The organism is uncultured Draconibacterium sp., assembly GCF_913060805.1.
GTDB lineage: Bacteria > Bacteroidota > Bacteroidia > Bacteroidales > Prolixibacteraceae > Draconibacterium.
The window spans coordinates 12,248-31,278 of record NZ_CAJXTC010000051.1 but is presented as its reverse complement, the minus strand read 5'-3'; the positions used below and the strand labels follow the sequence as shown (position 1 = coordinate 31,278).

General features: G+C 42.1%; 18 protein-coding genes. 15 read left to right on the top strand and 3 right to left on the bottom strand.

The window, feature by feature from the left end; all coding sequences use genetic code 11:
• Window positions 1–175: 175 nt before the first annotated feature.
• Together QZ576_RS20795 and QZ576_RS20790 are read left to right on the top strand one after the other, a co-directional pair.
• Window positions 176–529 (top strand): carboxymuconolactone decarboxylase family protein, encoded by a 354-nt coding sequence (locus QZ576_RS20795; protein WP_038564636.1) that lies wholly within the window; start codon window positions 176–178, stop codon window positions 527–529.
• A gap of 48 nt (window positions 530–577) precedes the next feature.
• The gene (locus QZ576_RS20790) at window positions 578–898 is read left to right on the top strand and encodes a NifB/NifX family molybdenum-iron cluster-binding protein (protein WP_297101012.1); all 321 of its coding nucleotides are present in this window, start codon (window positions 578–580) and stop codon (window positions 896–898) included.
• Here QZ576_RS20790 and yjjX read toward each other — a convergent pair.
• Window positions 895–1,413, bottom strand: a complete 519-nt coding sequence (yjjX, locus tag QZ576_RS20785) for an inosine/xanthosine triphosphatase (RefSeq protein ID WP_297101009.1) — start codon at window positions 1,411–1,413, stop codon at window positions 895–897. The two genes, QZ576_RS20790 and yjjX, sit on opposite strands and share 4 nt — an antisense overlap.
• A gap of 70 nt (window positions 1,414–1,483) precedes the next feature.
• Here yjjX and QZ576_RS20780 point away from each other — a divergent pair, with 70 nt between their 5' ends.
• The 7 genes from QZ576_RS20780 (at window position 1,484) to QZ576_RS20750 (ending at window position 7,832) form a co-directional block, all read left to right on the top strand.
• Entirely contained in the window at window positions 1,484–1,930 is a 447-nt protein-coding gene (locus QZ576_RS20780; protein WP_297101006.1) for a GNAT family N-acetyltransferase, read from the top strand.
• A gap of 40 nt (window positions 1,931–1,970) precedes the next feature.
• Window positions 1,971–2,633, top strand: a complete 663-nt coding sequence (locus tag QZ576_RS20775; protein WP_297101003.1) for an RNA-binding domain-containing protein — start codon at window positions 1,971–1,973, stop codon at window positions 2,631–2,633.
• A gap of 90 nt (window positions 2,634–2,723) precedes the next feature.
• Window positions 2,724–3,878 (top strand): alkaline phosphatase, encoded by a 1,155-nt coding sequence (locus QZ576_RS20770; RefSeq protein ID WP_297101000.1) that lies wholly within the window; start codon window positions 2,724–2,726, stop codon window positions 3,876–3,878.
• A gap of 108 nt (window positions 3,879–3,986) precedes the next feature.
• The gene (locus QZ576_RS20765) at window positions 3,987–4,934 is read left to right on the top strand and encodes a bile acid:sodium symporter family protein (RefSeq protein ID WP_297100997.1); all 948 of its coding nucleotides are present in this window, start codon (window positions 3,987–3,989) and stop codon (window positions 4,932–4,934) included.
• Window positions 4,935–4,947: 13 nt separating this feature from the next.
• Window positions 4,948–6,285: a 1-acyl-sn-glycerol-3-phosphate acyltransferase gene (locus QZ576_RS20760; protein WP_297100994.1), complete on the top strand. Its 1,338-nt coding sequence runs from the start codon at window positions 4,948–4,950 to the stop codon at window positions 6,283–6,285.
• An 11-nt stretch (window positions 6,286–6,296) separates the two neighbouring features.
• Entirely contained in the window at window positions 6,297–7,379 is a 1,083-nt protein-coding gene (locus QZ576_RS20755) for a DNA alkylation repair protein (RefSeq protein ID WP_297100991.1), read from the top strand.
• Between the two features lie 9 nt (window positions 7,380–7,388).
• On the top strand, window positions 7,389–7,832 hold the full coding sequence (locus QZ576_RS20750) for a GNAT family N-acetyltransferase (protein WP_297100988.1): 444 nt from the start codon (window positions 7,389–7,391) through the stop codon (window positions 7,830–7,832).
• 184 nt (window positions 7,833–8,016) lie between these two features.
• Here QZ576_RS20750 and QZ576_RS20745 read toward each other — a convergent pair whose 3' ends face one another.
• Window positions 8,017–10,359, bottom strand: coding sequence for a glycoside hydrolase family 3 N-terminal domain-containing protein (locus QZ576_RS20745; protein WP_297100986.1), 2,343 nt, complete (start codon window positions 10,357–10,359; stop codon window positions 8,017–8,019).
• A gap of 713 nt (window positions 10,360–11,072) precedes the next feature.
• On the opposite strand from QZ576_RS20745, the gene QZ576_RS20740 reads away from it, so the two are divergent.
• Genes QZ576_RS20740 through QZ576_RS20730 form a run of 3 tightly spaced genes read left to right on the top strand, consistent with a single transcriptional unit; the run spans window position 11,073 to window position 13,112 of the window.
• Window positions 11,073–11,651 (top strand): Crp/Fnr family transcriptional regulator, encoded by a 579-nt coding sequence (locus QZ576_RS20740; protein ID WP_297100983.1) that lies wholly within the window; start codon window positions 11,073–11,075, stop codon window positions 11,649–11,651.
• 16 nt (window positions 11,652–11,667) lie between these two features.
• Window positions 11,668–12,120, top strand: a complete 453-nt coding sequence (locus tag QZ576_RS20735) for a GNAT family N-acetyltransferase (protein WP_297100980.1) — start codon at window positions 11,668–11,670, stop codon at window positions 12,118–12,120.
• Window positions 12,121–12,167: 47 nt separating this feature from the next.
• On the top strand, window positions 12,168–13,112 hold the full coding sequence (locus tag QZ576_RS20730; protein ID WP_297100977.1) for a hypothetical protein: 945 nt from the start codon (window positions 12,168–12,170) through the stop codon (window positions 13,110–13,112).
• 103 nt (window positions 13,113–13,215) lie between these two features.
• Here the strand turns inward: QZ576_RS20730 and QZ576_RS20725 are convergent, their stop codons facing one another.
• Window positions 13,216–14,241: an NHL repeat-containing protein gene (locus QZ576_RS20725; RefSeq protein ID WP_297100975.1), complete on the bottom strand. Its 1,026-nt coding sequence runs from the start codon at window positions 14,239–14,241 to the stop codon at window positions 13,216–13,218.
• A 443-nt stretch (window positions 14,242–14,684) separates the two neighbouring features.
• Between QZ576_RS20725 and QZ576_RS20720 the strand changes: the two genes are divergently transcribed.
• The 3 genes from QZ576_RS20720 to QZ576_RS20710 all read left to right on the top strand — a co-directional run bounded on the left by QZ576_RS20720 (window position 14,685) and on the right by QZ576_RS20710 (window position 18,811).
• Entirely contained in the window at window positions 14,685–16,217 is a 1,533-nt protein-coding gene (locus tag QZ576_RS20720) for an alpha/beta hydrolase-fold protein (protein WP_297100974.1), read from the top strand.
• Between the two features lie 110 nt (window positions 16,218–16,327).
• Entirely contained in the window at window positions 16,328–16,867 is a 540-nt protein-coding gene (locus tag QZ576_RS20715; RefSeq protein WP_297100972.1) for a helix-turn-helix transcriptional regulator, read from the top strand.
• A gap of 150 nt (window positions 16,868–17,017) precedes the next feature.
• On the top strand, window positions 17,018–18,811 hold the full coding sequence (locus QZ576_RS20710) for a cation:proton antiporter (RefSeq protein ID WP_297100969.1): 1,794 nt from the start codon (window positions 17,018–17,020) through the stop codon (window positions 18,809–18,811).
• Window positions 18,812–19,031: the final 220 nt, after the last annotated feature.

Below are 19,031 nucleotides of genomic sequence, written 5' to 3'. Positions count from 1 at the left end.
ATATAATTTAAAAACATATAAAACACGAACGGTTTTTATCCACATAACATTGCCTTAATCTATAAGTAATATGAGAGGGGCAAAACACAGCTTTTGCCTGTTGATATTTTCTGATGGCTTTTTCAGAATATAAAACTTAATCTAACTTTGTCATCACAATAATAGTAATGAAGTTATGGAAAATTTAGTGGAAGAATTTGGCAGCTACCGGGCAAAAATGAATGAGAAAATACTGGCTTCGGACAATAAAGTGATGAAGCGCATTTTTAGTCTCGACACGCTAACCTATAAAGAAGGTGCACTGGGCGCCAATGTAAAAGAAATGCTGGGGCTGGCAACTTCGCTGGTGCTGCGTTGCGACGACTGCGTAAAATACCACCTCGAAAAATGCCACGAGCTAAATGTTACCACCGACGAAGTTTTTGAAGTGTTTAGCGTGGCCAATGTAGTTGGCGGAACCATTTGTATTCCGCACACCCGAAGAGCCGTTGAATACTGGGAAGAACTGAACAAATTAAAAAAAGATTAAACATTTTGGGATATAATTGTTATTATTAAAATCTAAAAGAGTTATACCATGAGTAAAATATTTGCGATTACATCCTCAGGCAAAACAGAAAAGTCATTTCTCGACCTTCGTTTTGGGAAGTGTGAATACATTGTACTGTTTGACGTTGATAAAAACCAGTATTCAATTGAGGAGAATAAATTTATTGAAGAATCGCACAGTGGAATTAAATTAGTTGATTTTTTAAAAGAACAGGGAGTAACCACCATTGTAACCGGCGAAGTTGGACCGATGGTTAGCGAGCGCCTTGAAAAAGAAAAGCTACAATTAGTACTATTACACGAAGAGCGCATCCGTGTTGACGAAATAATGGATCGAATTGGCAATTAATATAAATCGGGATTTAAAAAGGGCACTAATGCCAGCTGCACTGCCTGTTTATAAAGGGCAGTCCGGTTAATTTTATTCCCCGTTAAAAGCCCCACAGCACCGGTTTTTTGTTTCGAGTTTTCCTGTTTAAACAAAATATCGTTGGCATGCCCCAACTCATAACCTTCTGCAATTAACTCGGCAACTTTAACCGGCAACTGAAAACTAGTTGTGCGCGCCTTTCCTGTTTTCTCTCCCGATGCGATAACGATCCAGGCAAAAGCTTCAATTTTCGAATTATTCATCGAAAGTCCTCCTTCAATTCCCACCCAATAGTCGGCATCACTGAATTCATTCCGCGCATTTTCCACACGATTTAACGCCCCTTTTAATGTTTCCTCATCGCTTTTGGGCTGATCCGAAACACCTGATTCAACCGAAACACCCTGTACTTCAACGGCATCAAAATAGGTACTGAATCCTGAATCGGTGGCATTTATCTTCACCGGATTTTTTGAGGCTACAACAATTTTCATAAAATTACTTTTGGCGGAATTTAATGATTTCCGTGGAATTATTACTTTCGCTGAGAACACAATTTTTGACATGAAAATACGACAAGCAACTTTACAAGACCATAAAACGCTGGTAGAATTTCAATTGGCCATGGCACACGAAACCGAAGGGATTGAATTGCACGCACCAACCGTTGAACTTGGTGTTAAAGCCGTTTTAAACGACAGTAACAAAGGCAACTACTACGTAGCCGAAATTAACGAACAGGTAGTAAGTTCGTTGTTAACCACTTTCGAGTGGAGCGACTGGCGCAACGGTACAATTTTGTGGATACAATCGGTTTATGTAATGCCCGATTTCAGACGAAAAGGTGTGTACCGCCTTATGTATACGCACATAAAAGATATGGTGATGAAAGCCGATAACCTTAACGGAATTCGTCTGTATGCCGATAAAACAAATGTGGCAGCTCAAAAAACCTACGAAAACCTGGGAATGAACCAAGACCACTATGTTACGTTTGAGTGGATGAAGTAGTGATTAAGTTTTATTGAAAAGCCCAAAAAACAATTGACGGATGAGCAGTTATATCTATAAACTTATTACAGAAGGAGAACATCAGCAGCAGGATTTTAAGTTTTGTATTAACGACTCGAAAAAAATTGCCAAATCGCTGGTGGCCTTTGCCAATACCGACGGCGGGCGTTTGCTTATTGGCGTAAAAGACAATGGCAAAATTGCCGGCATCAGCAGCGACGAAGAGTTTTACATGATTGAAGCTGCAGCAAAAATATACAGCAAACCTCAAATTGATTTTACCACAAAACAATGGCAAATTGAGGGAAAAACTGTACTTGAAATAGGAATTGAGCCAAGCGATAAAAAACCACATTTTGCGAAAGACGAAAACGGAAAATGGCTGGCCTACATTCGGCAAAAAGACGAAAATATTCTGGCACACAAAATACAAATAGAAGTGTGGCGAAAAGAAAAAAGTCCGAAAGGCGTTTACTTCAGCTACTCCGACGACGAGCGTTTTCTTATCGATTACTTACGAAACAATGAATCCATCACCTTTTCAAAATTCATACAAAAAGCAAGTTTGTCGCGCAAAAAGGCGGAAGAAATACTGAGTAACTTTGTAATTATCGACATTATAAAAATGCATACAACGCTGGATGGAACTTATTTTACGCTGAATACCGAGTTCGATAAGGAAGAAATTGAAAAGTTCAGCTGATTTCTCAAAACTATTCACAGTTTTTTATTGTTAATTTAAGGTTCAATAATCAAAATGCTATACATTTACAGCTACAAATAAAGAAAAGACATGTCACAAAAATTATTTTTTTTACTTGCCTTTTGTGCCCTTTCTTTCGGGACATTTGCGCAAGATGCATACCTAAGTGCAGAATCAGAAGATACAGATAAAGTTTACCCGGGCAACGCTCCTTACGAGGTAAAAATGTATCCCCAAAAGTTTAAAGCTGAGAAACCAAAAAACATTATTTTCCTTATCGGCGACGGTATGGGGGTAAGCCAGGTTTTCTCCGGAATTACAGCTAACCAGGGACACCTTTTTATTGAAAATTGCCGCCACATTGGTTTTTCAAAAACCCAATCAGCCGACAATTATATTACCGACTCGGCAGCCGGCGGAACAGCATTGGCATGCGGTGTAAAAACCTACAACGGAGCTATCGGCGTTGATGCCGACACGGCTAAAGTAAAATCGATACTTGAAGAAGCCGTTGACAAAGGTTTGGCTACCGGACTGGTTTCAACATCGGCAATTACGCACGCTACTCCGGCGTCGTTTATTGCGCATCAGCCCAGCCGGAATATGTACGAAGATATTGCTGCTGATTTCCTTGACACCGATATCGATGTGTTTATTGGCGGTGGAAACGATCATTTTACAAAACGTAAAGATGGTCGTAACCTGGCAAATGAATTAAAAGAAAAAGGCTACACCGTTGAAACTGACATTAACAAAATTGCAAAAGTAAAAAGCGGGAAACTGGCCGGTTTAACTGCCGGAGTTCACACCGGAAGAACAGCAGAACGCGGCGACATGCTGCCTGTTGCAACAAAAACTGCACTTGATATTCTTGACAATAACGACAAAGGCTTCTTCCTGATGGTTGAAGGTTCGCAAATTGACTGGGGTGGACATGCCAGCAGTACCGTTTACATTGTTGAAGATATGCTTGATTTTGACCAGACAATTGGCAAAGCCCTTGAGTTTGCAGCAAAAGACGGCGAAACACTGGTACTGGTTACTGCCGACCACGAAACCGGCGGAATGGCACTAACCGGTGGCGACATGAGCACCGGAAAGGTGAAAGCCGACTACCCAACAACCGGACACTCGGCAGTTATGGTTCCGGTATTTGCATACGGCCCGGGTGCCGAAGAATTTATGGGCATCATGGAGAATACCGACATTCATGATAAAATGAAAAAGCTGTTATTAGGCAAATAGAAAAACCTTATAAATCAAAAAACCGGCATTGACAAATCAAGTTCAATGCCGGTTTTTTTTATGAAATATCAGCTTTGTTTACTATTTTGCCGCCTCAAAACTAATCACATGAAAGAAGCACTGGAAGTTCTCGACAATGTCAGGCTCAATTTTTCACCATCAGGTTTATTAGCACTTAATATCACTATTGCATTTATAATGTTTGGTGTGGCCCTCGACATTAAAATCGAGCATTTCAAACAACTGATAATGCGCCCAAAATCGGTTATTGTTGGTGTTATTTCGCAATTTGTGCTTCTTCCGGCGGTAACTTTTTTGTTTGTTATCCTACTCAACCCCACTCCAACCGTAGCTCTCGGAATGTTGCTAATTGCATCATGTCCGGGCGGTAATATCTCGAATTTTATGAGTGCCCTGGCAAAAGGAAACCTTGCACTATCGGTGAGTTTAACAGCTATTGCAACGCTTTCGGCCACGTTTATGACGCCAATAAACTTTGCATTTTGGGGCGACCTGTTTATTAACTTTTACAACAACCAGGGTGCCGGCGACTACCTTGTTCCTATAAAAATCGATTTCTTCCAAATGATTCAAACCGTAGTGGTATTATTGGGAATTCCGGTTGTTGCAGGATTGCTGGTAGCACAGTACTTTCCGCGCTTAACCCATAAAATCAAAAAGCCGATCCGGAAATTGTCGATCCTGATTTTTATTGGTTTTGTAGTTGTTATGCTGAACAATAATTTCGAACACTTTAAGAATTTCATCCATCTGATCTTCATTATCGTTCTAATTCACAACGCACTGGCACTGTTAACCGGATTTACCATCAGCAGTGTTTTCCGCCTACCAAAAATTGATAAACGTACCATTACCATAGAAACCGGTATTCAAAACTCAGCATTGGCGCTGGTACTCATGTTTAATCCCAAAATATTCCCTCCCGAACTGGAATTGGGTGGTATGACAATTATTGCAGCCTGGTGGGGCGTTTGGCATATTTTAAGCGGATTTGCCGTATCTTCGTTTATGGCACGTTTTAAGTTAACCAGATAAACTAAATTTTAAGATGAAATACGAAAAGTGGTCATGGGGATACTGGCTGTTAAAGCAGTACATCCGTTTTGTCGACTGGATCATTCATGATAAAATTATATTAAACGGGACAGAAAACATCCCGAAAAACAAACCGATACTTATTGCTCCCAACCATCAGAATGCATTGAGCGACCCGATGGCCATACTTTTGCACACCAAGTTTCAGCCGGTGTGGCTGGCGCGTGCCGATATTTTTAAACCCGGCTTTATTACTCTCGCATTACGTTTCCTGAAAATTATGCCCGTATACCGCATGCGCGACGGGAAAGATCAGCTTGCAAAAAATGAAAAAACCTTTGCCGACTCGATAAAAGTACTGGAGAATAATTGTGCGCTGGCACTTTTCCCCGAAGCTGCGCACTCGGCAAAACGGCAAATGTTATCGCACAAAAAAGCTGTTCCGCGAATTGTTTTTCAGGCCGAAGAAAAAGCCGATAATAACCTCGACATCCACATCGTTCCAACCGGAATTTACTACACAAGTTACTGGAAATTCAACCGCAGTGTGCTGGTTAATTTTGGGAAACCGTTGTTGGTAAACGATTTTCTGGAAGCCTACAAAGAAAACTCCAGCGCTGCAACACTCGCATTACGCGATGCACTGGAAAAAGCAATTGATCCGCTAACGATCAATATCAGGAGCAAAGAGAATTACGATAATTTTGAGTTGATCAGGTCGATTTACGGAAAAGCTTTTGCAGAAAAAGCAGGTCCGCAAAAAGGATTTGTCAAACGTTTTGAAAGCGACCAGCTACTTACGCAGAAACTGGATAAACTGGAAACTGCCGACAAAGAAAAAGCGGACGAGTTATGTAGTGCTGCAAAACGTTTCGAAGCCAACGTACGGGAACATGGTTTGCGCTCGTGGCTGGTTGAAAATCCGGGAAATAACTTTCTGAAACTGGCACTGAATAAGCTCTTTTTGCTGATTACCTTGCCGGTATTTGTTTTTGGATTTGTATTCAACGCCTTGCCATTTTTTGTTATCGACTCCGTTGTGCGAAAAAAGATAAAAGACTTTGCCTTTTGGAGTTCATTTTCACTGGTTTTGGGCTTTGTTCTCTTCCCCATTGTTTACCTGCTCGAGCTTTGGGCAGTATCAGCCTGGCTCCCTTTGTGGTGGCATAAACTGTTGTTTTTTGTATCGCTGCCATTTGTCGGGAAACTGGCCTTTCGCTGGTACATTCTTCTGCTAAAAACCATTGGTAGAGGACGACTTTTTATTCTGAAAGCATTCAAAAAGCAACAGTGGCAAAACCTAAAAAATCAGCAGGAACAACTTTTTGATGAACTGAATAAACTCAACTAAAAACTACCAACATGGCCGACAAACTTAAAGACACCTTGTTTCCGTTGGATAAAGTGCAACTTTTTGCAACCGTATTAAAAGAAGTGTATCCGCAGTTTCAGTCGGAAGAGTTTGTTGCCGCAGTGTGCGATAAAGACTGGCTAGGGCGTGAGTTAAAAGAAAAAATGCGGCATACGACTTTATGCCTGCATCAATTTCTTCCGAAGGATTTTGAAAAGGCAGTTGAGATTTTGGTGGCCATTATACCAAAAGTTACCGGTTTCGAAGCCATTGTTTTACCCGATTACATTGAAGTGTACGGACAAGAACACTGGGACATTGCATTGCCGGCATTGGGAGAACTCACCAAATGCGGAAGCTCGGAATTTGGTATCAGGCCATTCTTAAATAAAGATTTGGAAGGCGCCATGAAATACATGCTCGTCTGGGCTGATAACGACGATTTTAAAGTAAGACGTTTTGCCAGCGAAGGGTGTCGCCCGCGCCTGCCATGGGCATCAGGTGTTCCGGCTTTGAAAAAAGATCCGTCGCTGATCCTACCCATTCTGGAGAAATTGAAAGACGATCCGGAAGAGTTTGTACGAAAAAGTGTGGCCAATAACCTGAACGACATTTCGAAAGACCACCCGGAACTGGTGTTGGATATTTGCGAGCGCTGGCAAGGCCATTCAAAAAATACAGATTGGATTATAAAACATGCCTGCCGCACGCTTTTAAAACAAGGCAACAAAAGGGCCATGCTGCTATTTGGATTTGCCAATCCTGAGCTGATGAATGTGGAGGATTTTCAACTGTCGAATACTTCACCGGCAATTGGCGATGATATTTCGTTCAGTTTCAAACTCGCCCTCGACATAAAACAAAAGCAAAAAGTGCGTATCGAGTACATCGTTCACTTTGTGAAGGCCAGCGGCAAAACATCGCCAAAGGTTTTTCAGATAAAAGAATTGGAAATGAAACCGGGCGTGCACAGCATCAACAAAAAACACACCTTCAAAAATATGACCACACGCAAACATTACCCCGGCGAACATACTTTCGAAATTGTTATAAACGGCGATGTAAAAGCCTCTGCCAAACTTCAACTCAATTAAATTTTACACATGGATATTAAAATTAGAAAAGCAACCGAAAACGATTTCCCGGCAATATTCGGGCTGATTATGGAACTGGCGGAATACGAAAAAAGCCCTGAAAAAGTGAGCAATTCGCTGGAATTGATGTACGAGCAAAAGGAGTACTTTAACTGTTATGTAGCCGAAACCGAAGAAAAGGAAATTATAGGAATGGCGCTATACTATTTCGCTTATTACACCTGGGTAGGAAAAACCTTGTACCTCGACGATCTGTATGTAAAAGAAGCTTATCGCGGTAACGGATTGGGCACTCGTTTAATGAATAAAATGTTTGAAGTAGCCAAAGCCGAAAAATGCAAACGCATGCGTTTACAGGTGCTGAACTGGAATCACCCTGCCATTAAACTTTATGAAAAAAGCGGTTTTACAGTGGATAAAACCTGGTACAACTGCGATATTGAGGACTTGTAAGTATCACTTAACTCTGTGAGATTGCTAATTGATTAAACCCCCTATAATCCCCCAAAGGGGGATATTGCTCTCCGCCAGCTGGCGAAGGTTAGGTGGGGTCAAAAAACTACATTTTTCGGATAAATTTCAAAAAGAAAGGGTGCCGGCAATCCGACACCCTCCACTAACACTAACTATCTGAAATCTAAAATGCTTTATGCACTTTTTCTATCCACTCTGTTTTGTTTAAAGCAAATGGCAACTCCGCTTTAATATCGGCTGACGATGCACCAACCAAAGCTTTGTAATCACCTGCATCGGTAATCCAGGCTTGCTCTAAAGTATTGAACGAAGCCACATCAGCTTTTGCGAAAGTAAGCGTTACTGTTTCGCTCTCGCCGGGCTGCAATTCTGCAGTTTTGGCAAATGCTTTCAGCTCTTTCAGCGGCTTGTCAGCATACTTGCTTTCAGGAGCCGAAACATACAACTGAACCACTTCTTTACCTGCGTAATCGCCGGTATTTTTAACACTCACGGTTACGGTGTAATTGCCGTTGCTTTCGCTCAGTTTTGCTCCACTGTACTCGAAAGTTGTATACGATTGTCCGTAGCCAAATGGGTACGAAACAGGCACTTCATATTTCTCGAAATAACGGTAACCTACGTAAATACCTTCGGCATAAACAGTAAAGTCTACATTTCTGCGTTTGTCGCTTACTGTTCTTTCAGCGCTCATAAAACCAGCCATATCCAGTTTTTGCTCTTCAGCAGTTGACGGAAAGTTCTCCGACGACCAGTGATCTTCGAATTTAATTGGATAAGTAGCAGTTAATTTACCTGAAGGATTTACTTTTCCGGTTAATGCATCGGCGATGGTGTTTCCACCTTCTTGTCCGGCCTGACCGGCTAACAATACTGCATCAGGAATATTTTTCCAGCTTGCAGTTTCAATTACACCACCGATATTCAGGATAACAACGGCCTTTTTACCTGCATCCTGGAAAGCTTTACTTACTGCCGAAATCAGACCAATTTCATTTTCAGAAAGAAGAAAATCGCGATCCAGTTTACGATCTAAAAATTCGCCCGAAATACGACCGATAGTGATAATCGCAACGTCGTTTTCTTTAACTGCTTTTGCCAACATATCTACCGATGGAACAAACTCATCAGGGCGAACTTTAGGCATAAAAGCCGACAACTGATCTTGTCCGGCAGTTTGTTTTTTGGCTTCCTCTGCCAAATACGATTCGTATTCTTTTGTTATGCTTTTGCTCAGTTTGTAGCCTGCACCTGTTAAACCTTCAATCAGCGATACGGTGTAAGCTTTATGCACATCGCCTGATCCGGTTCCTCCGGCAATCATATCGTAAGAAGTGATACCAAAAGCGGCAACTTTTTTAATCGACGATTCCAAAGGCAAAGTATTGTCTTTGTTTTCCAACAAGATCATTCCCTCGGCAGCCGACTGACGGGTAATCTCAGCATGAGCTTTCAGGTCTGGTTTGTTTGAATATTCGTAACCTTTAAAACGAGGCGAACGAATTACCAACTCCATAATGCGGCTTACACAAAGATCAACATCTTCCATCGCCAGCTGACCACTTTTCATTCCGGCAACCAGTGCGTTATATTGCTCCGGACGTCCCGGTTCAAGCAAGTCGTTACCGGCTTCGATTTGTGCAACTGCATCAGTTCCACCAAACCAGTCGGTCATTACCAAACCTTTGAAACCCCACTCATCACGCAAAATATCAGTCAACAAGTCTTTTCTTTCCGAGGTATAAATTCCGTTTACGTAGTTGTACGAGCTCATAACCGTCCAGGGCTGCGATTCTTTAACAGCAATTTCGAAACTTTTCAGGTACAATTCGCGCATGGCCCGTGGCGAAACGCGTGAGTCGTTTCCTGTACGGTTGGTTTCCTGATTGTTGGCCACAAAGTGTTTCACCGATGTTCCAACGCCGTTGCTTTGTACACCGCGAACCATAGCTGCAGCAATTTTTCCTGATACAACAGGATCTTCCGAGTAGTATTCGAAGTTTCTTCCGTTTAGCGGGTTACGCTGAATATTTAATGCCGGAGCCAACAACACATCGGCACCATATTCCAACACCTCGTTACCCATGGCTTTTCCAACCTGCTCTACCAAATCGGTATTCCAGGTACATGCCATTACTGTTCCCACCGGGAAACCTGTACAGTAATAAGTAGCATCGTCGCCTTCGCGGGTTGGCGAAATACGTAATCCTGCAGGGCCATCGGCCAATACAACAGCAGGAATTCCTAAACGTGCAATCGGGTATGTAGTACCGGCAGCACCGGGAACTAACGACTGTGTCTCTCCCACCACTGCATCATTCCCCGAAGCTCCGGCCATTCCTGTACCGATCAGAAAATGTGCTTTCTCTTCAATGGTCATCGCACCGATAACCTTCTCAATAGGATCTTTCCCCAATTGCGGGGCATCCTGCGCTACACTAATTTTTGGACTAACAGCAATTGCCAGAAACAAGGCAATACTAATAGCTAGAAATCTTTTCTTCATCTGTTTTAGTTCTTATTGATTAAATAATTATTGATTCTATCCTTCTTTCGCCAAAAATAAATTCAATCTTATTTTTTGCATTTGATCTATATCAGAAAATACTGTTTTAACCTTTGTAATCTGCTTAAATTTCGTTTCATATTCTCGAGAAAACTGTCTCGATAGATATGATTGCATATTAAGCCTTATCAGGCGGATTCTACTCTTTGGCTTAGCCCAAACAGTAGACAGAAAACCCAAGGCTACGCCCACTTCCCTCGGAAAAGCTACGAGATGCCATCTAAAATTCCTGAAACTCGTCGTACCTCCTCAAACATCAGTAATTTTTTAACGCTGCCATCACTCGTTTTCCGGCTCACCGGCCGAGGCCAAGCTGCGATGTTGCTGGCGCTACGGCAGTGGAACGGCCTCTTTTGGTCTTTGTCCGTAGTTGAAATAAAACCTTAATGAGAGCGGGAAGCTCCGAGTGAGCGAGGAGATCACCCGTCCGAATTTGGGTTTTATAAAAACGAAGGGGAAGGAGCAAAAGAAGCCTTGAGCTCGAAAATGCCTTTCTCGTGCTTCGTTTTTGTGGTAAGACAAAAATGAAGGCCTGCGGCAGCAATTCTTATATTAATCAGTTTTAAAATTAATCCATTATAATCTATGGTTCGTCCGAAATATTCCTTACATACACTAACTCTGTTCGCTTTCTTTTTTAAATTTGCTTTTGTATGAATGAAGCCAGGAAAATAGTGCAAATGATCTCGGAGTATTTGCATCCGCTTGATCAAAAAGAACAGGAATTGCTTAGCTCTATTTTAACAGAGAAAACGTTAAAAAAAGGTGAGATACTTTTGAAAGAAGGCGACATTGCACGAGATCTTTACTGGGTTGGAAAAGGTATGTTGCGGCAATTTTATTACAAAGAAGGCCGGGAAGTTACCGAACATTTTGCCTGCGAAAATCAGGGAGCTCTTTGTATAAACAGCCTGTTTTTACAAGAACCATCATCGATGCTGATTGAGGCATTGGAAGACAGCACCGTTTTGTTGATGCCCTATAATGAGTTTATTGAACTGGCACAAAAACACCCGCAACTGGCCACATTACTTCGTAAAATCCTGGAAGGTTCGTTGATTATGTCGCAGCAAAAAGCCGACTCGTGGCGCTACGAAACCGTACACGAACGTTACGAGCGTTTTCAGCGCGAATACCCCGATGCAGCCAAACGCGCCTCGGTAAACCATATTGCCTCCTATTTGCTAATGACACCGGAATCGCTAAGTCGCGTTCGAGCCGGTAAATTGTAATAATCTTATACCATTTATGATACAAATTAGAGAAGCCCAACCAAAAGATGCCGGAATTATTCTGGAATGTATAAAAGGTCTTGCCGTTCATGTAGATCAGGTGGATATGGTAACCGCCACCGAACAGGACATTCTCGATTCGGTTTTTGCTCCCGACACACACGTAACCGTTTTTGTGGCCGAAAACGAAGAGCAGAAAGTTTGTGGTTTCACGCTTATTTTCAAAAGCTTTTCAACGTTTAAAGCCGTTGCCAATTACCACATCGAAGACTTGTTTGTTTTTCCTGAGTACCGGAAACTGGGCATTGGCCTGAAATTGATGAATCACATAAAAGATTACGCAGATAGCAAAGGCGCAAAAGTGGTTGACTGGTACGTTAATAACCGCAACCTTAGCGCGATGGATTTTTACGACAGGATCGGTGCCAAAAAGCTCGACTACAAATCGATTTATTACATGAACGTTTAAAATCCACAAGCGATCTAAAAAAAGGTCTTTCCAACAATTAGTATTACATGAAAAAACTTTCGCTGATAACACTTACAATAATGCTGCTGGCTTGCGGCACAAAACAAAATTCAAAAGAAAAACGGTTACTGGAAACAAAAGCAGAACCAGTTCCGATGCGTCAGATCGTTTTCGGCGGAAACCGCTATGTTGTTGATGCCGATTTTGGCCTTGAAAAAACGGTTCCGATGATGGTGCATGGTAATGCAAGCTTTTACATGATGCTAACACATGATGTAGCTGAGCAACTAAATAATGGTGAGCCCATTACAAAAATCGACGATTATGGCTACAGCGAACAAGGCCGCGGAAGAATAAACGTTGCGGAGTTCAGCGTTGGCGGGCATGTTTTTAACGGAATTGAAAATATTCCGGTGTTTGACTGGCCCGAAGAGGAAGGAAAAGCAGCACAGGGAATGTTGGGTGTTGACTGGCTGCAAAAAGAGAAAGTAAAAATTGATTTTGTAAACGAACAGCTCGAAATTGGTGTAGCAAAATCTGATGAACCGGATAGTAACCTGCTTGAAAATGGGTATAAGTACACACGGTTTGAAATCAGCGACAGCGAAGTTTTTATGCAGGTGTATTTTGATGCGCTGCAAAAAGAAATCCCGATAACCATTGGAACTGTTGCCTCGGATTACAGCCTCGATGTAGTGACTTTTAAAAATGCTCTCGCACTTGAAGCCACCAACACCCGCGACCACAGCCCCGATAATACAACGCCCGACGTGTATAAAAATACCGCAGCAATTGCTTACAGCATTGCCGGTGTTAATTTTGAAATACCTGCACAGCGGGCCAAATTCTCGGATTTTGCGGAATACGGCAACACCACTCACGATGCATTGCCAAGCTTTGGTATTTTTGGCCGCGACTGGATGGTACGCAACCAGGCGATTATCGATTATGCCAACCTGATACTTTATTTTAAGGCCGGGGAAAAGGAGTAATCTAATCCTCCGTCCCGATACAATCGGGACACCTCCTTTTCAAAAAGGAGGACAAGGCCGTTGCCAACTTATTAAGCAACTAAAAAATTGTAGACGTAAAAAGCTACAATTTTAATTTACGAAGCGAATGATTTCCCATCTCCACAAAGTACAGGAAGCCATCGTAAACACAAATTCCACGCGGATTACTGAGTAAGGACTCCAACGGTTCTTGTTCCGTGAAACCTTCTTCTCCGGTTCCAATGAGTGTGACCACACGACCGTTGGGTGTAATTTTGCGGATGCAGTGATTATAGGTGTCGGAAAAATAAATGGTTCCGTCGGGTGCGGCAAACAATTCTGTTGGAACATTCAAAACTGCCTCTTCTTTTGTTCCGTCAACCAAACCTTTTCGGTTATCGGTTCCGGCCAGGGTTGTTACTATTGCATCGGGTGTAATTTTACGAATGCTGTTGTTGTTGGCATCAGCCACAAAAATGTTGTCGTATGCATCTATTGCCAGTCCGCAGGGCGCATCAAACCGCGCGGTTGTGTCGGCACCATCTTTCCAGTCGTTTACCACCAACTCGCCACGTTTGCCACCTCCGGCAAAAGTAGTTACCATTCCGTCGGGAGAGATTTTGCGAATGCGGTGGTTCCAGCAATCGGCTACAAAAATATTTCCTTTCGAATCGATACAAACACCACGTGGCGAACTAAAAACTGCTTCATCGGCCGGACCATCGCGATATCCTTCTTCACCTGTTCCGGCAATTGTTGTCACCTCTCCATCGGGCGAAATCTTTCGTACATTCTGTCCGCCAAAACCTGCTACATACAAGTTTCCGTTTTTATCAAAACACACTCCCGAAGGACTGTTAAATTCAGCACTTTTAAGTTGGCCATCAGCGGCACCCGGTTTTTCAGTTCCGGCAAAAACCTCCACCTGTCCATCGGTAGTTATACGGCTGATGCAGTGTTTACCAACATCAGCAATATAAAAGTTACCGTTGCCGTCGGCGCACATTCCGAAGGATTCAACCATCAAAGTGGTATCCGACGATCCGGCAACCGTGGTTAAAACTGATTTTGGCGGCTGAGTGCAGACTCCTAAAAACAGGATTAGAGAAAGAAATAACAATGCTTTCATAATGATGATATTACCTTTTTTGTAATTCACTTTAAATATAAAAGATGTGGGTGGTTTAAAATGGGAGCTGACAATCTTTTTTACTCCAAACGGGTAATTTTAATATAACATTTGTTGTTGTCGCATCATAAATCTCTTCCTTCAGGAGCTGACGTCATGATGACGTTGCTTCACTTTTCCGTTGGGCAACAAACGTCAAGATAACATTGCTCCACTTTTCCGTTGTGCAACAAACGTCACGATGACATTGCTCCAACTATCCGTCGGGCGACTATCGTCGTGATGACATCACTCCACTTTTGTAATGTGCGCTGTTTAAGTTTTTAAATGTCACTGAAAAACCATTATATTTATTGCAGTATGTTACGCTGCTAAATACATATGCAGTTACACGTTTTTCAAAAGTAGTAGTACACTCTTCTCCATTTTAATTAACGAAACAGATGAATATCAAAAATTTTCTCCTTTTCTCATTACTTGCAATCATCAGTTATGCAGGATTTGCACAACAGCAATCAACGAAATTAGCTTTTACCATTTCTGTTGATGATCAACTAAAAGACAGCTTCAAATCCAACGGAAGATTACTCATATACCTTTCTGTATCGGAAAAGCCGGAACCGAGGTTCTCATCGGTTTTTGATGGCAAAGCGTTCATTTTCGGAATAAATTTAACCAACTGGGGAAAAAACGAAAACAGGCATATAAATGGCAGCGACGATTGGTCGAAAACATCTGAATGGGATTTTAATTCAGTTCCTCAAGGCGTATATTACGTACAAGCGGTTTGGTTTCAAAATAGAGATGCTGAATCGCGCAGCAACACTCCCGGCAATTTATACAGTGCACCTGTAAAGGTTGACACAAAAGGCAAACAACAGGTTGAACTCACCTTAACAGAGATCATTCCAGAGAGGACTTTAGAAGAGCACGAATTGGTTGAGTTTTTTGAAATGGAAAGTCAGGCATTGACAAAATGGTGGAACAAACCGGTAGATTTAAAGGCTTCGGTTTTGCTTCCTTCGGGTTACAAAAGCAATCCGAACAAAAAATATCCGGTACGGTATAATGTTGCCGGATATGGCGGCCGATATACCAGAATCAATTCTTTAATTAAAAATGAGGAGTTTATGTCGTGGTGGACTTCGGAAGATTCGCCACAAATCATCACTGTTTTTCTTGATGGAGAAGGCCCGTTTGGCGATTGTTATCAGCTCGATTCAGAAAATAGTGGCCCTTACGGAGAGGCCTTAATTAACGAGTTAATTCCAGAAATTGAGAAACAGTTTAGAATTGAAGGAACTGCCGAAAGCCGTTTTGTTGATGGTTGTTCTACCGGAGGTTGGGTGTCGCTGGCTTTACAATTGATTTACCCCAAAACTTTTAACGGATGCTGGTCGTATAGCCCGGACCCGGTGTGTTTTGCGAAAATGCAACTGGTTAATGTTTACGAAAATGAAAATGCTTTTTATAACGACCGGGGGTATTTGCGGCCAAGTATGCGGGATATTTATGGCGAACCACAATTTTCGATAAAGCAGGAAATAACTGCCGAGAATGTGGAGGGCTATTCGAATACGTTCGTAACTTCCGGAGGGCAATGGGGAGCATGGAATGCACTTTACAGCCCCAAAGGAAAAGACGGGCTGCCGAAACCGATTTTCGATCCTGTTACGGGCGCGATTGACAAAGAAGTTGCCGAGCACTGGAAGAAATATGATTTATTGAAATACACAGCGTCGAACTGGCCGGAGCTTGGACCAAAACTCAAAGGAAAAATTCATATCTGGATGGGCGATATGGACAACTTTTACCTCAATAATTCGATGCGGGATTTTGATCAATACCTGAAAAGTACTACAAACCCTAAATCTGACGCGCAAATTGAATTTACACCGATGAAAGGACATTGCTCGAACTATTCCCACAAACGAATCTTAACAGAAATACAGCAAAAATTAAGTGAAATGGAATAAACGAGTACGGTTCAACAAGCCGAAAAACTTAATTGTCGTGTAAATGTCGTGCTGATGCAGTTGTAAATTATCGGAATCAATCAGACATTTGAAGTGCTAAATAAAACAAAATGGAAACCGGAAAACTCATAAAAGAATTACGAATCAAAAAGGGCATGACCCAGGAAGAGCTGGCTGAAAAAACAGAAGTGAGCCCCCGAACTATTCAGCGCATAGAAAACGGGCAGGTAGATCCGCGGGCTTATACACTTCAGATGATCGCCAAAGCTTTGGAGGTTGATTTTAGTCTCTTCGCAGCCAACGAAGCAGAAGAAACTGAGGAAACAGAAAAAGAGAACAACACCTGGTTAGGATTTTTACATTTAAGTGGCATCCTTCCGTTGCTGGTTCCAACCCTGTTAATGTGGCGGGCGCGAAAGCAAAAAACAAAAGCAATGTCCGACCATTATCGTTCTGTTATCAGCTTTCAACTTATGATTTGTGGTGTTCTTTTAGGCTGCCTTTGGGTATACTGGAAAACAAACATTACTACACCAATTCTTGGTTTACTTTTAATAAACGCTTTGCTTTCAATTACCAATACGGTAAAAGTTATGAATGGCGAAGACTATATTGCAACGCCTTTTAGTAAAAACGAAAAACAGGATTAAAACTAATTCACTGTCCAAAAGCTTCTCCTTCCCTTCCTAATTGCGTAATGCAGCCGCAAACACATTAACAATTCATTTAATACTAACAGGTATTCTATTTGGACTAAATTTCATATATTGTGAAAGGGACATAACTTTAAAAACAGCGCTATGGAGGAGTTTCACATTAATATCCTGAATATTTCTGCGGTATTACTTGCAGCATATCTTGGGGGAGTTGCAATACGAAAGATCGGTTATCCGGCCATTCTCGGCGAATTACTTATCGGAATTGTGCTGGGACCTGCCGTGTTGGGATGGCTCGAATATTCAGAGGCGGTTAAAGTCCTGGCCGAAATTGGTATTATCCTGCTGATGGTGTACATCGGTATGGAAATCGATTTTCGCGACCTGAAAAAAGCTTCGTGGGCAGGATTGCTGGCAGCCATCGGTGGATTTTTTGTCCCCTTTGTTTTTGGGTACTTTGCCATAGTCTGGACAGGTGGAACTCCCATTGCCGGACTGTTTGTTGCCATTGCAATTGGCGTAACTTCGCTGGCTACCAAAAGCCGAATCCTAATCGATTTGAAACTATTGAATACGCGCATTGCCTACGTGTTGATGGCCGGTGCACTAATCTCCGATACGCTGGCACTGGTTATCTTTTCGGGCATCACCAACTTTGCCGAAACCAATGTGGTAAACCTTACCGAACTCCTGCTGATTGGTGGAAAGATCCTCTTATTTTTTGGACTTACTATTTCAATAGGCGTTTTCCTTTTGCCTCGCCTCGGAAAGTACATTTCGCGTTCAGGCATGAAAAGCAGTACGGCCTATTTCACGATGATCCTGATCGTTACTTTTGGCTATTGTGAACTGGCTGAACTGGCCGGAATGCACAGTATTTTAGGAGCCTTTATGGCCGGATTATTCATTAAAGACAACCTGTTCCCCAAAAAGATTTCGAAAGAACTTAACAAAGCTTTTTACGATGTATCCATCGGATTTATGGCACCGATTTTCTTTGTCACCGCTGGCTTCTTCGTAGATGTTACCGTTTTTCAAACCGATCTGGGTTTGCTGATACTGGTTACATCATTGGCGATAGTTGGTAAAATTGTGGGTACTGCCTTGTTCTACCTCCCCTCGGGAAATGGTTGGCGCGAAGGAATTACCATTGGAACGGGAATGAATGGCCGTGGAGCAGTTGAAATTATTATTGCTGAAATCGGTCTGGGAATGGGAATTATCGATAAAACCATTTTTTCGATACTGGTTTTTATGGCCATTTTTACCACCCTTACCGTACCGGTGCTTTTAAGCTGGACCACCAAATGGTTACGCAAACGGGGTGAATTGGTGTACATGGAAGAAAGAAATGGAATTGTATTCCTTGGGGTAAATCCACTGAGCCTTATTTTGGCCAAATATTTCAAAGAACAGGAGCCCGTTACCATTATTGACAACAATACCGAACTGGTTGCCAGGGCAGAAAAGGCAGGATTTAACAGCCTGTTTGGAAATGCCTTAAATGAAACTACCTGGGAAGACATTCATGCCGACAATGTGTCAACAGTTGTTGGAATGACAACAAATAACCGGGTGAACTACCTGGCCGGGAAAATGGCTAAAGAGAAGTTTCTTGTGCCACAAATTGCAGTAGCTCAATCTCCGTCGGAGGAGCTTAATGAAACCTCTGAATTGGAGAATATAAATTTGTTGTTTGCTTCGCCTGTTGGACTGGATGAGTGGATACACAGAATGCAGCATGATGAAGCTGAAGAGAGCAGTGTTCTCGTTGAAGAGGAAATATCGTGCAAACAATGGATCGATGAAAATAAAATTGACCTGGAAGAAACTTTGCCAATTCTGATCGAAGATAGAAATGGTAAAATCAGGTTATTTAGCTCGGAGGATAATGTGCAGCCTGGTGATAAAGTTGTGGTGTTGAAAGCTGAGAAATGATAATTGGTACAATTTCATTAAGATGAACCGAATATACCCTCTCTCCTGGCTCTCCCTTCATTGAAGGGAAAGACGATTAGTCTCCAAAAGAAACTACGAACACGAAGTTCCTGAGATGAAATTGCTATGAACCACGGTTCAATCGTCCTTCCTTGCTTGCAGGGAAGGATAAGAGGAAGGGTATGACAGTAATATGAAACTTAAATTCCCACGAAAAAAG

What these genes read in the sequence shown, in the direction of transcription:
- QZ576_RS20795 (WP_038564636.1), top strand. Translation starts at nt 176, where the DNA reads ATGGAAAATTTAGTGGAAGAATTTGGCAGCTACCGGGCAAAAATGAAT.
- QZ576_RS20715 (WP_297100972.1), top strand. Translation starts at nt 16,328, where the DNA reads ATGGAAACCGGAAAACTCATAAAAGAATTACGAATCAAAAAGGGCATG.
- QZ576_RS20710 (WP_297100969.1), top strand. Translation starts at nt 17,018, where the DNA reads ATGGAGGAGTTTCACATTAATATCCTGAATATTTCTGCGGTATTACTT.
- QZ576_RS20735 (WP_297100980.1), top strand. Translation starts at nt 11,668, where the DNA reads ATGATACAAATTAGAGAAGCCCAACCAAAAGATGCCGGAATTATTCTG.
- QZ576_RS20745 (WP_297100986.1), bottom strand. Translation starts at nt 10,359, where the DNA reads ATGAAGAAAAGATTTCTAGCTATTAGTATTGCCTTGTTTCTGGCAATT.
- QZ576_RS20730 (WP_297100977.1), top strand. Translation starts at nt 12,168, where the DNA reads ATGAAAAAACTTTCGCTGATAACACTTACAATAATGCTGCTGGCTTGC.
- QZ576_RS20775 (WP_297101003.1), top strand. Translation starts at nt 1,971, where the DNA reads ATGAGCAGTTATATCTATAAACTTATTACAGAAGGAGAACATCAGCAG.
- QZ576_RS20755 (WP_297100991.1), top strand. Translation starts at nt 6,297, where the DNA reads ATGGCCGACAAACTTAAAGACACCTTGTTTCCGTTGGATAAAGTGCAA.
- QZ576_RS20760 (WP_297100994.1), top strand. Translation starts at nt 4,948, where the DNA reads ATGAAATACGAAAAGTGGTCATGGGGATACTGGCTGTTAAAGCAGTAC.
- QZ576_RS20770 (WP_297101000.1), top strand. Translation starts at nt 2,724, where the DNA reads ATGTCACAAAAATTATTTTTTTTACTTGCCTTTTGTGCCCTTTCTTTC.
- QZ576_RS20790 (WP_297101012.1), top strand. Translation starts at nt 578, where the DNA reads ATGAGTAAAATATTTGCGATTACATCCTCAGGCAAAACAGAAAAGTCA.
- QZ576_RS20780 (WP_297101006.1), top strand. Translation starts at nt 1,484, where the DNA reads ATGAAAATACGACAAGCAACTTTACAAGACCATAAAACGCTGGTAGAA.
- QZ576_RS20725 (WP_297100975.1), bottom strand. Translation starts at nt 14,241, where the DNA reads ATGAAAGCATTGTTATTTCTTTCTCTAATCCTGTTTTTAGGAGTCTGC.
- QZ576_RS20740 (WP_297100983.1), top strand. Translation starts at nt 11,073, where the DNA reads ATGAATGAAGCCAGGAAAATAGTGCAAATGATCTCGGAGTATTTGCAT.
- QZ576_RS20720 (WP_297100974.1), top strand. Translation starts at nt 14,685, where the DNA reads ATGAATATCAAAAATTTTCTCCTTTTCTCATTACTTGCAATCATCAGT.
- QZ576_RS20750 (WP_297100988.1), top strand. Translation starts at nt 7,389, where the DNA reads ATGGATATTAAAATTAGAAAAGCAACCGAAAACGATTTCCCGGCAATA.
- yjjX (WP_297101009.1), bottom strand. Translation starts at nt 1,413, where the DNA reads ATGAAAATTGTTGTAGCCTCAAAAAATCCGGTGAAGATAAATGCCACC.
- QZ576_RS20765 (WP_297100997.1), top strand. Translation starts at nt 3,987, where the DNA reads ATGAAAGAAGCACTGGAAGTTCTCGACAATGTCAGGCTCAATTTTTCA.